The 14416-nt window shown below is 75.1% G+C and carries 11 protein-coding genes; 5 read left to right on the forward strand and 6 right to left on the reverse strand.

Annotated elements, in window-relative coordinates:
* Positions 1-10 precede the first annotated feature (10 nt).
* Genes AB0472_RS18730 through AB0472_RS18750 form a run of 5 tightly spaced genes read left to right on the forward strand, consistent with a single transcriptional unit; the run spans position 11 to position 6176 of the window.
* The gene (locus AB0472_RS18730; RefSeq protein ID WP_366357556.1) at positions 11-1087 is read left to right on the forward strand and encodes a pyridoxal-phosphate dependent enzyme; all 1077 of its coding nucleotides are present in this window, start codon (positions 11-13) and stop codon (positions 1085-1087) included.
* Positions 1084-2322, forward strand: coding sequence for an ATP-grasp domain-containing protein (locus AB0472_RS18735; protein ID WP_366357557.1), 1239 nt, complete (start codon positions 1084-1086; stop codon positions 2320-2322). Before AB0472_RS18730 ends, AB0472_RS18735 begins: the two co-directional genes overlap by 4 nt.
* Complete coding sequence (locus AB0472_RS18740; RefSeq protein WP_366357558.1) at positions 2319-3794, forward strand: lyase family protein; 1476 nt, start codon at positions 2319-2321, stop codon at positions 3792-3794. The genes AB0472_RS18735 and AB0472_RS18740 overlap by 4 nt, the downstream gene beginning before the upstream one ends.
* A gap of 13 nt (positions 3795-3807) precedes the next feature.
* Positions 3808-4878 (forward strand): GntG family PLP-dependent aldolase, encoded by a 1071-nt coding sequence (locus AB0472_RS18745; protein ID WP_366357559.1) that lies wholly within the window; start codon positions 3808-3810, stop codon positions 4876-4878.
* Positions 4875-6176: an MFS transporter gene (locus AB0472_RS18750; RefSeq protein WP_366357560.1), complete on the forward strand. Its 1302-nt coding sequence runs from the start codon at positions 4875-4877 to the stop codon at positions 6174-6176. Before AB0472_RS18745 ends, AB0472_RS18750 begins: the two co-directional genes overlap by 4 nt.
* Here AB0472_RS18750 and AB0472_RS18755 read toward each other — a convergent pair.
* From AB0472_RS18755 to AB0472_RS18780, 6 genes are all read right to left on the reverse strand, one after another.
* Positions 6099-7223 (reverse strand): XdhC/CoxI family protein, encoded by a 1125-nt coding sequence (locus AB0472_RS18755; RefSeq protein ID WP_366357561.1) that lies wholly within the window; start codon positions 7221-7223, stop codon positions 6099-6101. The two genes, AB0472_RS18750 and AB0472_RS18755, sit on opposite strands and share 78 nt — an antisense overlap.
* Before the next feature lie 117 nt (positions 7224-7340).
* Positions 7341-8456 carry an LD-carboxypeptidase gene (locus tag AB0472_RS18760; protein ID WP_366357562.1) on the reverse strand — a complete coding sequence of 372 codons (1116 nt, stop codon included), beginning with the start codon at positions 8454-8456 and terminating at the stop codon, positions 7341-7343.
* Positions 8453-9709 (reverse strand): His/Gly/Thr/Pro-type tRNA ligase C-terminal domain-containing protein, encoded by a 1257-nt coding sequence (locus AB0472_RS18765; protein ID WP_366357563.1) that lies wholly within the window; start codon positions 9707-9709, stop codon positions 8453-8455. Before AB0472_RS18765 ends, AB0472_RS18760 begins: the two co-directional genes overlap by 4 nt.
* The gene (locus AB0472_RS18770; protein ID WP_366357564.1) at positions 9706-12561 is read right to left on the reverse strand and encodes a molybdopterin-dependent oxidoreductase; all 2856 of its coding nucleotides are present in this window, start codon (positions 12559-12561) and stop codon (positions 9706-9708) included. Before AB0472_RS18770 ends, AB0472_RS18765 begins: the two co-directional genes overlap by 4 nt.
* Positions 12558-13475 (reverse strand): FAD binding domain-containing protein, encoded by a 918-nt coding sequence (locus tag AB0472_RS18775; RefSeq protein WP_366357565.1) that lies wholly within the window; start codon positions 13473-13475, stop codon positions 12558-12560. Before AB0472_RS18775 ends, AB0472_RS18770 begins: the two co-directional genes overlap by 4 nt.
* A gap of 68 nt (positions 13476-13543) precedes the next feature.
* Positions 13544-14389 carry a class I SAM-dependent methyltransferase gene (locus AB0472_RS18780; protein WP_366357566.1) on the reverse strand — a complete coding sequence of 282 codons (846 nt, stop codon included), beginning with the start codon at positions 14387-14389 and terminating at the stop codon, positions 13544-13546.
* Positions 14390-14416 lie beyond the last annotated feature (27 nt).

The following is a 14416-nucleotide window of genomic DNA, read 5'->3' on the forward strand; positions in this document are numbered from 1 at the left end:
AGCGGAGAGCATGCGATCATCCACTCTGCCCGCGGCCAGTGCGTCGGTCGTCGAGGCGACCGTCCTGCCGCGGCTCATACGGATCGGCCCCAACCTCTGCGTGGCCGCGTTCACCCTGATGAAACTGCTCCCGGCCCGCTTCATGATCGACCGGGCCGAGCAGCGCGGCGAACTCGCCCCCGGCACCACGGTCCTGGAGACGTCCTCGGGCACCTTCGCCCTGGGGCTCGCGATGGTGTGCCGGCTGCGCGGCTACCCCCTGGTCATCGTCGGCGACCCCGCCATCGAGCCGGCGCTGCGCCGCAGGCTCGGCGAACTGGGCGCCCGGGTCGAGATCTGCGCCGAGCCCAGCCCCAACGGCGGCTTCCAGCAGGCCCGCCTCGACCGGCTGGAGGAACTGCGGGCCCTGCACCCCGACCACTACGTCCCCGGCCAGTACCACAACCCCGACAACCCCAACGCCTACGCCGCCGTGGCCGAGCAGATCGCGGAGACCGTCGGTGCCGTGGACTGCCTGGTCGGTCCGGTCGGTTCCGGCGGGTCGACCGGAGGCACCGCGGCCTTCCTGCGGCTGCTCCAGCCGCAGATGCGCCTGATCGGCGTGGACACCTCGCCCAGCGCCATCTTCGGCCAGGTCGACGGACCGCGGGTGGTGCGCGGCCTCGGCAACAGCCTGGTCCCGCCCAACGTCAGCCACGACGCCTACGACGAGGTGCACTGGGCGGGCCCCGCGGAGGTCTTCCGGGCCACCCGTGAACTGCACGCCCTGCACGCCCTCTACATGGGCCCCACCAGCGGCGCGTCCTTCCTGGTCGCCCGCTGGTACGCCGAACGCAACCCCGACGCGCAGGTGGTCGCGTTCCTGCCGGACGAGGGGCACCGGTACCAGGAGACGGTCTACCAGGACGAGTGGCTGGCCGAGCGGGGTCTGCTCGACGCGCCGGCCGCCCCCGCACCCCGTACCGTCACCGACCCGCACGACGCCGTCGGAGGGTGGGCGCGCATGCACTGGCGCCGCCGCTCCCTCGACGACGCCACCCGCGACGGCGCCGGCCGCTCCGGCCCCGCACCCGTGGAGGACCTGTGACCGATCCCTTCCTGGTCCTGGTGGAGTCCAACACCTCCGGCACCGGCCCCCTGTTCGCCCGGCGCGCCCGGGATCTCGGGGTCCGGCCGGTGCTGCTCGCCGAGGACCCGGCCCGCTACGGCTACGCCCGGGCCGAGGAGATCGCCGTGGTCGAGGCCGACACGTCGAGCGCCGACTCGGTCCTCGACGCGATCGCCTCGCTCGACGCGGGTCCCCCGGCCGGGGTGACCACCAGTTCCGACTACTTCGTCGCCGTCGCCGCCGAGGCCGCGCACGCTCTCGGCCTGCCGGGACCCGACCCGCAGGCGGCGATCCGCTGCCGGCACAAGGGCCGTCAGCGGGCCGCGCTCGCCGCGCGGGGCGTGCCGGTGGCCGCCCAGACCCTGGTGACCGACGCCGACGCGGCCCTCTCCGCCGTACGGCACACCGGACTGCCGGCGGTCCTCAAGCCCGCCGACGGGTCCGGCAGCACCGGGGTGCGGCTGTGCGGCAGTCTCGCGGAGGCCGCCGAGCACGCCGCCCTCCTGCTGGCCCGCACCCACAACGAGCGTGGCATCCCGACCGTGCCCGGTCTCCTCGTAGAGGAGTACGTGGACGGGCCGGAGTTCTCGGTCGAGGTGTTCGGGCGCACTCCCGTCACCGTCGTGGGCAAACACCTCGGTGCCGCCCCCTACTTCGTCGAGACCGGGCACGACGTCCCCGCTCCGGTGCCAAGCGCCACGGCACGGTCGCTGGCCGACACGGCCGTGGCCGCGGTCGAGGCGCTCGGCCTCGGGCACGGCGCGGCCCACGTCGAACTGCGCCTGGCCGCCCGGGGCCCCGTGGTCATCGAGGTCAACCCGCGGCTCGCGGGCGGCATGATCCCCGAACTGGTGCGGTCCGCCCTCGGGATCGACCTGGTCGGCGCCCAGGTCGGGGCGGCCCTCGGCCACCGCCCCGACCTGGCGGCCCGCGCCGCGCGCCACTCCAGTCTCCGCTTCCTCGTGGTCGACGAACCCTCCGTGCTCGGCGAACCGCCCGCTGCCCTCGACGATCCGCCGCCCCATGTCACGGCCATGGTCCTCACCGGGACCAGGGATGTGCCGCTCGCACCGCGGCACGACCACCGCGACCGGGTCGGCCACGCCGTCGCCACCGCCCCCGACGCCTCGACCGCCGCACGGGCCGCCGACGCGGCCCTGACCCTGCTGCGCACCTCCCTGCGCGCCCGAACCGCCCTGGAGGACACCGCATGACCGTCTCCGTCACCGGACGTCTGTCCTCCGCCGTGACACCGGCGGCGGCCGACATCCTCTTCGACCGTCACCTCCGGGTCCCCCCGGACCCGGTGGCCACCGAACTGAGGCCCACCAGCGAGGTGGACCGCGCCCACGTGGTCATGCTCACCGAGCGGGGGGTCATCGAGCGCGCGACCGCCGCCCGGCTGCTCTCCGGCATCGAGGAACTCCGCGCCGCCGACTTCGCCCCCCTGCGTCGTCTGCCCGCGCCCCGGGGCCGCTACCTCGCCTACGAGGGCTACCTCGTGGACACCCTGGGCGAGGAGACCGGCGGCGTCCTGCACAGCGGCCGGTCCCGCAACGACCTCAACGCCACCGTCCTCAGGCTCCAGTTACGGCGCCCCTACGACCGGCTGCTGACCGAGACCGACGCCCTGGGCCGGGTCCTCGTGGCGCGGGGCCGCCGCTGGAGCACCACCGTCATGCCCGCCTACACCCACCACCAGCCCGCCGTCCCCATCAGCTACGGCCACTACCTCGCCGGGGTCGCCGCCGCTCTCGTACGGGACATGGACCACCTGGAGCACGCCGGACGCGAACTGGGCGAGAACCCTCTCGGCGCGGGCGCCACCGGGGGGACCACCCTGCCCGTCGACCCGGCGCGCACCACCGAACTGCTGGGGTTCACCGCGCCCCTGACCAACTCCCTGCACGCGGTGGCCTCGCGGGACGTGGTGCTGCGGCTGCTCGCCGCCTGCACCGTCCTCGGTGTGCTCCTGACCCGGGCCGCGCACGACCTGCAGTCCTGGACCAGCGCCGAGAACCCCCTGCTCCTGCTGCCCGACGACCTGGTCGGCAGCAGCTCGATGATGCCGCAGAAACGCAACCCGTTCCTGCTGGAGAACGTCCAGGGCAAGGCGGCCGCCGCGCTCGGCGCGCTCACCGCGGCGACCGCGGCGATGTCGACGGCGCGCTACACCAACGCCATCGCCGTCGGCACCGAGGCGGTCGGTCATCTGTGGCCGGCGCTGGAGGCCACCACCGACGCCGTGGTGCTGCTGCGCCTCATGTTCGAGGGCGCGGAACCCGACCCCGGCCTCATGCTGCGGCGCGCGACGGACGGGCACACGGCGGCCACCGCGCTGGCCGAGCGCCTGGTCGTGGCGGGGGTGCCGTTCCGCACGGCGCACCACACGGTGGGCGAGATCAGCACCATGGCCCTCGCGACCGGCCGCACCTTCGAGGACACCGCCGCCGCACACCTCGGCGACCGGCCCCGGGCCCTGCTCGACGCCCTGGACCCGGCGTCGATCGCCGCCGCGGCCGGGGCCGGCGGCGGCCCCGCCCCGGCGTCCGTGACCGCGGCCCTCGACGACTCCGACGCCGAGCTCGACCGGCTCGCCGCCGCCGCGGAGGCCCGCCGCGCCCACTGGGCGACCGCCGAACGCAGCCTCGGCGACGCCGTGTCCGCCCTGATCCGCCGACCGTGAGGGAGCCCGACCCATGAGCCACGTCGTTGAACTGCGCAGTGACACCTTCACCCTGCCCACCCCCCGTATGCTCGACGCCGCCAGGGCGGCCCGTCTCGGCGACGACGTCTACGGCGAGGACCCGACCGTTCGGGAACTGGAGGAGCTGTCGGCGAAGCTGCTGGGCAAGGCCGCCGGTGTGCTGATGCCCAGCGGCACGATGGCGAACCTCGCCGCGCTGCTCACCCACGGCCCGCGCGGCGGCAAGGCCGTCGTCGGCGCCGAGTCCGACATCTACGTCTACGAGGCGGGCGGCGCCTCGGTGTTCGGCGGTCTCGTCTACGAACCCGTCCCCGCCGCCGCGGACGGCACCCTGCCGCTGGCCGCGGTGGCGGACGCCTTCGACGTCGACCGGGAGGACCCGCAGTTCGCGCTGCCCGCGGTGCTCTGCCTGGAGACGCCGAACAACCGTCTCGGCGGGATCCCCCTCGACACCGGCTACCTCGCGGCGGCCGGCGCCCTGGCCCGCGCGCACGGCGTCGCCCTGCACCTGGACGGGGCCCGCGTGTTCAACGCGGCCCTCGCCCTCGGTGTGCCGGCCGCCGACATCGCAGCCCCGGCGGACACCGTCCAGTTCTGCCTGTCCAAGGGGCTGTCCGCCCCGATCGGGTCGATGCTCGTCGGGGACGAGGAGTCCATCGCCGACGCCCGCCGGTACCGCAAGATGCTCGGCGGGGGGATGCGTCAGGCCGGCATGATCGCGGCGTGCGGGATCGTCGCCCTGACCGAGATGATCGACCGGCTCGCCGAGGACCACGCCCACGCACGCCGGCTCGCCGACGGTCTCGCCGGGATCCCCGGACTGCGCCTGGACGCCGAACCCCCGCGCACCAACATGGTGTTCTTCACCGTGGACACCGACCAGACCGCCCACACCACCGACTCCGTCATCGAGGGCGCGCTCGCCCACGGCGTGCACCTCGCGGAACTGGGGCGGGGCCGCATCCGCGCGGTCACCCACTCCGGGGTCACCGCCGCCGACGTCGACCGGGCCGTGACGGTGCTCGCGGACGTCATGGCCACCGCGCCCGGGGCCCGGTGGTGAGCGAGCAGGTCACCGCGCCCGCGCCGCCGTCGGCCGCGCTCCGCGATCACCACGCGTTCCGGTTGTTCTGGGCGGCGGAGACGGTCAGTCAGTTCGGCACGTACGTCGGCAACGCGCTGCTGCCGCTGCTGGCCGCCACCACTCTGGCGGCGACCCCGCTGGAGATGGGCCTGCTCAGCGCCGCGGAGACGACCGGCTACCTGCTGATCGGGCTCCCGGCGGGGGTGTGGGTGGCCCGGGCCCGGCAGCGGCTGCTGATGCGGCGCGCCAACACCGGCCGGGCGCTGCTGCTCTGCACGATCCCGGTGGCCTGGTGGGCCGGCCTGCTCACGGTCGGCCAGTTGATCGCCGTGGCCCTGGTGTGCGGTGTCCTCGCCGTCCTGTTCGACGTCGCCTACCAGTCCCACCTCCCCGCCCTGGTCGGCCGCGACCGTCTCCTCCAGGGCAACGCCCGTCTCCAGTCCAGCCAGTCCCTCGCCCAGATCACCGGGCCCGGCGTGGGCGGCGCGTTCGCCCAGCTCGCCGGGCCCGCCCTGCCGGTGCTGGCCACGGCCCTCGGCTATCTGGCGTCGACCCTGCTGCTGCGCCGGGTCCGTGAGGCGGACCCGGCGCACCCCGCCGAGGGCACCGACCGGCGGCTGCTCGCCGAGATACGGGCCGGACTGCGGTTCCTGGTCCGCAGCCGCCCGCTGCTGGCCATCACCGCCTGCACGGCGACCGCGAACTTCTTCGCCGGGGTGCTCAGCGCCGTGCAGGTCCTCTTCCTGACCGGCGTGCTCGGCCTCCCCGGGTCCGCCGTCGGGGCCGTCCTGAGCGTACTGGGCCTGGGCGGGGTGCTCGGGGCGCTCTCGGCGTACCGCGTGGTGCGCCGCGTCGGCCAGGCCCGCGCGGTGTGGCTGGTACCGCTGGTCACCTTCCCGGCCCTGCTGCTGGTGCCGCTCGCGGGGCGCGGGGTGCTGCTCGTCCCGGCCCTGGCCGGGTTCCTCGTCACCGGGTACGGCGTCGTCGTGTACAACGTCGCCCAGGTCAGCTACCGGCAGGTGGTGTGCCCCGACACGATGCTGGCCCGGGTGAACGCCTCGGTGCGCTTCGTCGGTTTCGGCGCGATGACCGTGGGCGCCCTGGCCGGAGGCGTGCTCGGCGGGTCGGCGGCCGGGATCAGGGGCACCCTGTGGATCGCGGCCTGCGGCACCTGCCTGGCCGCGGTGTGGGTGGTGTGCTCACCGCTGCGCGGGATGCGCGACTTCGCCGGCCCGGGAGTGGATGGGGCCGGTGGTGCCGCCGAGCGGGGCGCCTGACCGGCCGCGGGTACGGGCGAGGATCTCGGCGACGATGGACACCGCCGTCTCCTGCGGGGTCGTGGCGCCGAGGTCGAGCCCGATGGGCGCGTTCAGCCGGGCGAGGGCGTCGGGCCCGACCCCTTCCGCACGCAGGAGTTCGAGGCGGCGGGCGTGGGTGCGGCGCGACCCCATGGCGCCGACGTAGCCGAGCGGGCGCCGGAGCGCGTCGCGCAGCAGCGGGATGTCGAACCGGGGGTCGTGGGTGAGCACGCACACCACGGTGCGTTCGTCGGTGTCGGTGGCGGCGAGGAACCGGTGCGGCCAGTCGGTGACGACGCGGTGCGCGTGGGGGAACCGCTCGGGCGTGGCGAAGACCGGGCGGGCGTCGCACAACGTGACGTGGTAGCCGAGGAAGCGGCCCGCCTGGGTGAGGGCGTCGGCGAACTCCACCGCTCCGAAGACGAGCATCCGCGGGGCGGGTCTGCGGGTGTGCACCAGCGCCTCGGCACCGGCGCAGTCGGCGCCCTCGGGGGTGCGCACGAGCCCGGTGACGCCGGTGCGGTGGACGCCGGCGGCGAGCGCGGCCAGCCGCGGCGGCACCGGCCCGGCGGGAGCGGGGGTCCCGTCGTCGGACAGCGGCAGGACGCGGCCCGCCAGCGTCGGGTCGGCGCTCCGGGTGATCTGCAGCAGGCCCACGGTCCGCCCCTCGGCCGCCGCGGTGAGCGTGGCCGCCAGGTGGTGCCGGTCGGCCGGGTGGACGCGCTGGACGTGGACGCGGATGCCGCCGCCGCACATCAGGCCGGCCGCCCAGGCGTCGGTGTCGGAGGAGTCGAACTGCGCCTCCTCCGGGGTGCCGTCCTCCTTAAGTTGCTGTCGGCACAGTTCGTGGACGGTCGCGTCCACGCATCCGCCGGAGACGCTCCCCGCCACCCGCCCGTCGGCGTCGACGGCCATGGACGTGCCCACCGGCAGCGGGGTGCTGCCGGTGGCATCGATCACCGTGGCCACGGCGAAGGGGCGGTCGGCGCGGCACCAGGCGGCGAGGGCGGGGGCGATGTTCAGCACGGGGGCCTCTTCTCGTACGCGGTGCCCGTGGGGCGGGCGGGCCGGATCAGCGGGCCGCGGTCACGGCCGGGGCCCCGCGCCCCGCCGGTACCGGCGGTGGACGCGGGGCCCCGGTGGTCACCCGGCGGGCCGCGGGCGCAGCAGACTCAACCGGGGTTCGCCGGTGGGGTCCTGGCAGTCCAGGCGGGCCGTGCCGCCGACCGGCAGGGTGACCATCGGGTCGGCGTGGCCCAGCGGGAGGCCCGCGGCCACGGGCAGGCCGGCCGGCAGGATCCGCAGCAGGGTCTCGTCGTGCCCGGCGAATCCGGAGGACGTCGGCCGCGGACCGCTGATCCGGCTCAGGACCACACCGGCCGCCCGGTCGAGGACGCCGGCCAGGCGGAACTGCTCCACGCGCGCCCAGAACTCGTCCGGGGCCATGCCGTCGGCCTCCAGGAACAGGATCGAGCCGGGGGCGGGTTCGGGCCACAGGGGGGTGCCGAGCAGCAGGCCGAGCACCAGGAGGGAGCCTCCCCACAGAGGACCCTCGGCCGTACCGGTCCGCAGGGTGCGGGGCGGCTGGGCACCGCTGTTGCCGTGGCGGCGGCGGTCGTCCTCACGGTCCCAGAAGAGGTTCTCGTCCGACCAGTCGCCCGCCGTGGGCACGGTCCGCTCGGTCCAGGGGTGGCGCGCGCCGAGCACCTGGTCGAACTCGGTCTCGGTGGCTTCCCAGGGGCCGTCCGCCTCGCCCCATTCGGAGACGACCATGGGGCCGTGGAAGGCGATCAGTCCGGACCGGTGGGGCACCAGGTTGACCAGGGAGGTCAGGTCGCTGTAGCCGACGAGCGGTTTGCCCGCGCGGCCGATGCGGTCGAAGTCCAGGTACGGGAGGACGGGGGTGAGCGTCCAGCCTCCGACGGCCGCGATCACGCCGTCGGTCTCCTCAAGGAGCGTGTGCAGCTCCGCGGCGAGCGCGGCCGGCGGCAGGGTGCCCGGGCCCTGTGCCGACCGGCAGGAATCGCCGACGACGACGGCGTGTCCGCGCCGGCGGAGCGCGGCGAGGCCCCGGGCGAAGCGGCGCGGGAAGAGGACCGGGGCCGGGGAACTCGGGGCCCACACGCCCAGCGTGGCGTTCGCGGGCAGCGCGGCGGGCCAGCGCGCCGACGTGGCGCCGCCGGGCACGGCCGGGGTCGTGCCCGGTGCGGTGGGCGCGTGCGGTGCGGTGGTCGTGCTCGGTGCGGTGGGCCTGGTCATGCGGTCGCTCCGATCTCCTCGTCGCGGCGGTCGGGGCCGGCGGTCCACTCCTCGTGGCCGCGCAGGGCCAGGTGGTCGAGGAGGCCGTCGACGGTCAGGGTTCGTTCCGGTTCACCCGTGCCGCGCGCGCCGCGCAGCCGGACGGTCCCGCTCCCGGCGGCGTCGCGGCCCACGACCACCCGCCAGGGCACTCCCACCGCATCGGCGAAGCGCATCCGGCTGCCCATGGACGCGCCGTGCCGGTCGTCGAGGACGACGCTGACGTCGGCGTCGAGGAGGGTCCGGTAGACCCGCTCGGCCGCTTCCGTCGTGCCGGGGTCGCGGCCCTGGACGGTCACCGTGACGTCGAAGGGCCGCACCGCGGCGGGCAGGGCGATGCCCTCGGTGACGCGGTGCTGTTCCAGCAGGGCCAGCACGCAGCGTTGGATGCCGATGCCGTAGGTGCCCATCACGGGGGTCCGCAGCTGGTTGTCCTCGTCGCGGAAGCGGACGTCGAAGGCGGGGGTGTGCGTGTAGCCGTAGCCCATGGCGACTCCGCCCTGGGGGATGTCGTCCTCGGCGGTCCTCGGGCGCGCGGCGTCGCGGTGGTAGGGGATGGTGCGGCTGCGGGGACGGTCGCCGCGGGCGTAGGGGAAGATGAACTCGAAGCCGCCGGTGGCCTCGTCGCGGACCAGTTCGGCGCGCAGCCGCAGGCGGTCCAGGACCGCGCGGACGGTGCGCTGGGCGTGTGCCGCGCTGGCGAGGTACGCGGTGTGGTCGGTGTCCAGGCTGGCGAACAGACAGCACTGGAACTGGCGGGAGTTGTAGATGCTCTGCGGCCGGTCGCGGAACCGGAAGATCTCCCGGAACTCGAACAGCCGCATGGGGAGCTGCCGGTGGGAGGCGAGCCCCGCCGAGCCGATCCAGCTCAGCAGGGGTTCCTCGCTGGTGGCGGCGAGGGTGTACTGCTCGAACGGGGCGCTGAAGCCGATCAGCTCGCCGCCGAACCGCTCCAGCCATCCGGCCGGCGCGAGGGTCTCGACGCGGTGGACGGCGGGTCCGCGGAACTCGGCGTACCCGGCGCGTTCCATCTCTCTGCGGACGACCTGCCGGATGTGGGTGACCAGGCGCTGGCCGATCGGGGCGAACCAGGGGAATCCGGCGTCGGTGAAGCGGGCCAGTCCGAGGTGGTGCGCGAGGTCGGCCTCGGTGTCGTCGGGATCGGGAAGAGGTGCGCCCAGCAGTTCGCTGTGCGGGATCCTGCTCAGTCTCATCGGTACTCCGGTACGGGCGTAGGGATCCGGTGGGCCGCCAGCAGGTCCAGGACGCGCCAGGGCGGCAGATGGCGCTCGGTGAGGCGGACGCCGAGGTGCGCGAGCGCGTCCTCCACCGCGCCCACCACGGCCGAGGGGGCCAGGACCGCGCCGCCCTCCCCGAGGCCGCGGAAGGGCACGTCGCCGGTCCGCCGGGACTCCAGGTGGACGACGTCGATCGCCGGAGCGGTGCGGGTGGTGGGCAGCAGGTACTCGGTGAGGTCGCGGGAGAGCTGGGCACCGTCGGGTCCGTACCCCGACCGTTCCTGGAGCACGGTGCCGATGCCCTGCACGGCGCCGCCGCGCAGTTGTCCGTCCGCGATCGCCGGGTTGATGATGCGGCCGCTGTCCGCGACGACGAGGTAGCGGTCGACGGTGACCGTGCCCAGTTCGGGGTCCACCTCGACCCAGCAGCAGTGGGTGGCCTCCGCCCAGCCGGTCTCCTCGCTGTCGAAGACCTCGCTCACGTCGAGCCGCGCCCGTTCCCCCTCCGCGGCGACGCACGCGGCGGCCAGGTCGGCGACCGTGCCCACGGTGCGGCCGGCGCGCCGGTCGACGACCTTCCCGGCGACGACGTCCAGGTCGAGGGGGGCGTGTCCGGTGCGCCGCCCGACGGCCGTCAGCAGGTTGGCCCGCAGGGTGCGGGAGGCGCGCAGCACTCCCCCGCCCGCGAGGGCCGCCGCCCGGCTCGCGCCGGTCCCGGCCAGGCTGTAGGGCACGAGGTCGGTGTCCCCGTGCACGACGTCGACCGCGTCCAGCGGCAGGCCCAGGGTGGTCGCGGCGATCTGCCCGAGCGTGGTGACGTGGCCCTGGCCGTGCGGGATCTGTCCGGTCCTGATCTGCGCGCGGCCGTCGGGGCCGAAGAGGACCCGGACGGGTTCGGGACCCATGTGGGCGCCCATCGCCTCGTGCAGACTCCACGGGCCGGGCGCGGGTTCCAGCAGGGTCGCCACGCCCAGTCCGAGCAGCCGTCCCGCCGCGCGGGCGGCCGCCTGCCGCGTGCGGAACTCCGGGACGGCGGCCTCGTGCCGGGCCCGCCGCAGGGTGGAGCCGAGTGCGGGGACGTCGTTGAGCCGGGCGCCGGTGATCATGCGCGGATCGGGGCCGTCCACCGGCGCGAGGTGCCGCAGCCGGTAGTCGGCGGGTTCCTCGCCCACCGTGCGGGCGATCAGGTCCATGGTGCGTTCGGCGGCGAACGTCGCCATCTCCCAGGGGCCGCGGTAGGCGACGTACGGGGTGCGGTTGGTCAGGGTGAGGCGGCCGGTGAACTCGTAGGCGGGCACGCGGTAGGCGTTCGGGATCAGGCAGCCGACGATGGCGACGAAGACGGCGCTGGCGACCGGGGGCACGGGGTAGGCGCCCTGGTCGACGACGAGATCGGCGCGCACGGCGAGCAGTTCGCCGTCGGTCCCCAGGGCCGCCTCGACGTCGATCTCCTCGCCCCGGGCCTGTCCGGCGGCGATCAGGTGTTCGCGGCGGTCCTCGATCCAGCGGACGGGGCGGCCCAGGTGACGGCTCGCCCAGCACACGGCGATGTCCTCGCGGAACACGCCGCCCTTGATGCCGAAGGAGCCGCCCATGTTCGCGGGGACGCGGACCCGGACCAGGTCGAGGTCCAGACCGAGGACGTCGGACAGGTACTGCCGGTGGGAGGTCGGCGACTGGGACGCCACGTCGTAGGTGAGCCGACCGGTGCCGGGATCGTAGGAGGCGAGGCCGCCCCGGGGTTCGAGGGGCGCGTTCTGCACCCGCTCCTGGCTCAGCCGGTGGCGCACCACGCGGGCGGCCCGCGCGAAGGCGCCGGTCACGTCGCCGTGGACGCGGTGCTCGGTGTAGAGGACGTTGCCGTCCAGGTCGGGGAAGAGGGGCTGGTGCGCGCCGTCGGCGCCGGCTCGCGCGTCCAGGACGGGCGGCAGGTCGTCGTAGCCGACCACTACGAGCGAGGCGGCGTGCTCCGCCTCCGCCTGGCCGGTGGCGACGACCAGGGCGACGGGGTCGCCCTCGAAGCGGACGCGGTCCTCGGCGAGCGGGGTGAAGTCGGGGGCGGTGTAGCCCTCCAGGGGGCAGGCGATGGTGATCGGGTTGAGGCTGCCGCGCAGGTCGGCGGCGGTGAGGACGGCTACCGTCCCGGGCGCGGTACGGGCCGCCTCGAGGTCGAGACCGGTGATGCGGGCGTGCGGGCGGGTGCTGCGGACGAAGCGCGCGTGCAGGACGCCCGGTCCGTCGAGGTCGGCGATGAAGCGGGCGCGGCCGTCGAGGACGGTGCGGTCCTCGGCGCGCAGCGCGCTGGTGCCGATGGCGGACTCGGTGGTCGCGGCGGGAACGGACGGCGTGGGCGCGCCGCCCGGCGGCGCGGGTGTCCATGTGCCGGCCGCGGTGAGGGTGGCGCGGACGATGCTCTCGTAGCCGGTGCACCGGCACAGGTTGCCCGCGAGCCGGTGCCGGACCTGTTCCTCGGTGGGGTCGGGGTGCTCGGTGAGCAGGGCGTGGATCTCCATGAGGAATCCGGCGGCGCAGAATCCGCACTGGAAGGCGTGTTCGGCCCAGAGCACCTCGCGCAGGTGCCGCATGAGCGGGTCCCCCGGGTCCTCGGCGGTGCGGACGGGCAGCCCCTCGGCCTGCGCGGCGAGGACCGTACAGGCGCGGGCCGTACGGCCGTCGAGGAGCACCGTGCAGGAGCCGCAGACGCCGTCCTCGCAACCGAGCCGGACGGATTTGCGTCCGAGGCAGTCACGCAGGTGGTCGGCGAGGGTCCCGCACCGGTGCGGCTCGCCCGGGAGTGGTTCGGGGGCGGTGCCGGGTGTGCGGGTCATAGTGTCTCCCCCGTCGGTACGGGCGGTGTGTGACGGGCGGAGCCGTTCGGTACGGGTGGTGCGCCCGCGCCTGGGCGGCGTGCCCTGGTGATCGCCTCGGTCAGCACGCGGTCCGCGAGGACCCGTACGGCGTGTCGGCAGTACGCGGCGGGAGGTCCCTGTCGCTGCGGCTGTCCCGGGCCGGTGGGCACGGTCTCCGCGGCGGCGGCGCCGACGTCCCGGAGCCGGTGGGTGACGTCCACCGCGGTGGGCGGGGAGACCCGGGTGCCGACGGTGACTTCGGCCCGCAGCACGGTGCCGTCCGGTGCGGTGTCGACGACCGCGGCGACCGAGGCGACCGGCCGGCCGCCGACCGGGTGGGCCACCTGGCCGAACGCCTGGCCGCTGCCCGGCCCGCGCAGGGGCAGCTCGACTGCGGTGAGGATCTCGTCGTGCCGCAGTCCCGGGCCGGCGAGGAGGGACCGCAGCGCGGTCGTGCGCGCACCGCCGGGACCGCTGACGAGGAGGCGCGCGTCGAGGGCGTACGCGGCGACGACGAGCTGGGCGGGGTGGGCCGCGTGGGCGAGGGTGCCCCCGAAGGTGCCGCGGTGCCGGACGGAGGCGTGGCCCGTGCGGGCCGCGGCCTCGGCCACCAGGGGGGCGGCGGCACCGATGCGGGCGTGGGTGGCGAGGGTGTGCTGGCGGGTCATGGCGCCGATCCGCAGGAGGCCGTCGTGCTCGCCGACCCCGGTCAGCTCCCCCAGGTCGCGGAGGTCGACCAGCAGGCGGGGCGTACGGTCCCGGGACGCCAGCAGCGGGACGAGGCTCTGGCCGCCCGCCAGCGGCAGGGCCTGGCCCGGCGGGGCGTCGGCCAGGCGGGACACCGCCTCGCCGAGGCGCCGGGGCACCACGTGGGCGATCGGGGGGAGCTTCACGGACGACGACGCCCTCTCTCGGGACGGGGCCCGCACCGGAGCCCGGGGGATCCGGTGCGGGGCGGGGGTCAGGGCCGCGGGAGGACCGGGCTGGAGTCGAACAGCTCCGGCTCGCCGAGCTCGTCCGCCTCGCAGCGCACCAGGAGCTCCGTGTAGCCCATCTGCGCGAGGTTGTCGCGGAAGAGCCTCATGTAGACGGCGTACTGCTCGGCCAGCACCTCCCGGGCCTCGGCGCTCAGCTCGTCGAGGTGCGGACGGGCGAGGATGTCCTGGATGAAGGACTCGACGACCTCGTCGGAGATCCAGTCGAAGGTGTACTGCTCGCGGGAGAACGGGATGCGGCCGTCGCCGAGGAAGAAGTCCAGCCAGTAGGACTCCTCCAGGGGCTCCACCGTGACCTGGATGGCGGCGGTGACGTCGGCGAGCAGCTGCTCGGAGGGCTGCTTGACGTAGTACATCGGGATGGCGGCGATGAACCCGCCCGGCTTGACCACCCGGGAGTACTCGGCGAGCGCCTTGGCGCGGTCCGGGATGAGGGAGGTGACGTTGCCGCAGAAGACCAGGTCGAAGGTGTCGTCGGGGTAGCCGGTCGCGGTGGCGTCGTTGACCTCGAAGGTGATCAGGTGGGCCACGCCGAGGCTCTCGGCGCGGCGCCTGGCCTCGGCGATGCTGCGCTCGTTGATGTCGATGGCGGTGACCCGGCAGCCCACCAGACGGGCCAGCTCGATGGCCGTGATACCGGTGCTGGTGCCGATCTCCAGGACGTGGCTGTCCTTGTCGAGGTGGGCTCCGACGGCCAGGTGGGAGATGGTCTTCACGCCGCCGGGCGGGCGGTTGGTCTCGCGCACGACGGAGATCAGCTCGTTGTAGTTCATCGCGCGGATCTGCTGGGCGGTCAGGTCGCCGAGGTTCATGAGGTGCTCCTTGTGAGAGGGGTGGGA

This window comes from Streptomyces sp. NPDC086777 (genome assembly GCF_040702065.1).
In the GTDB taxonomy this organism is placed as follows: domain Bacteria; phylum Actinomycetota; class Actinomycetes; order Streptomycetales; family Streptomycetaceae; genus Streptomyces.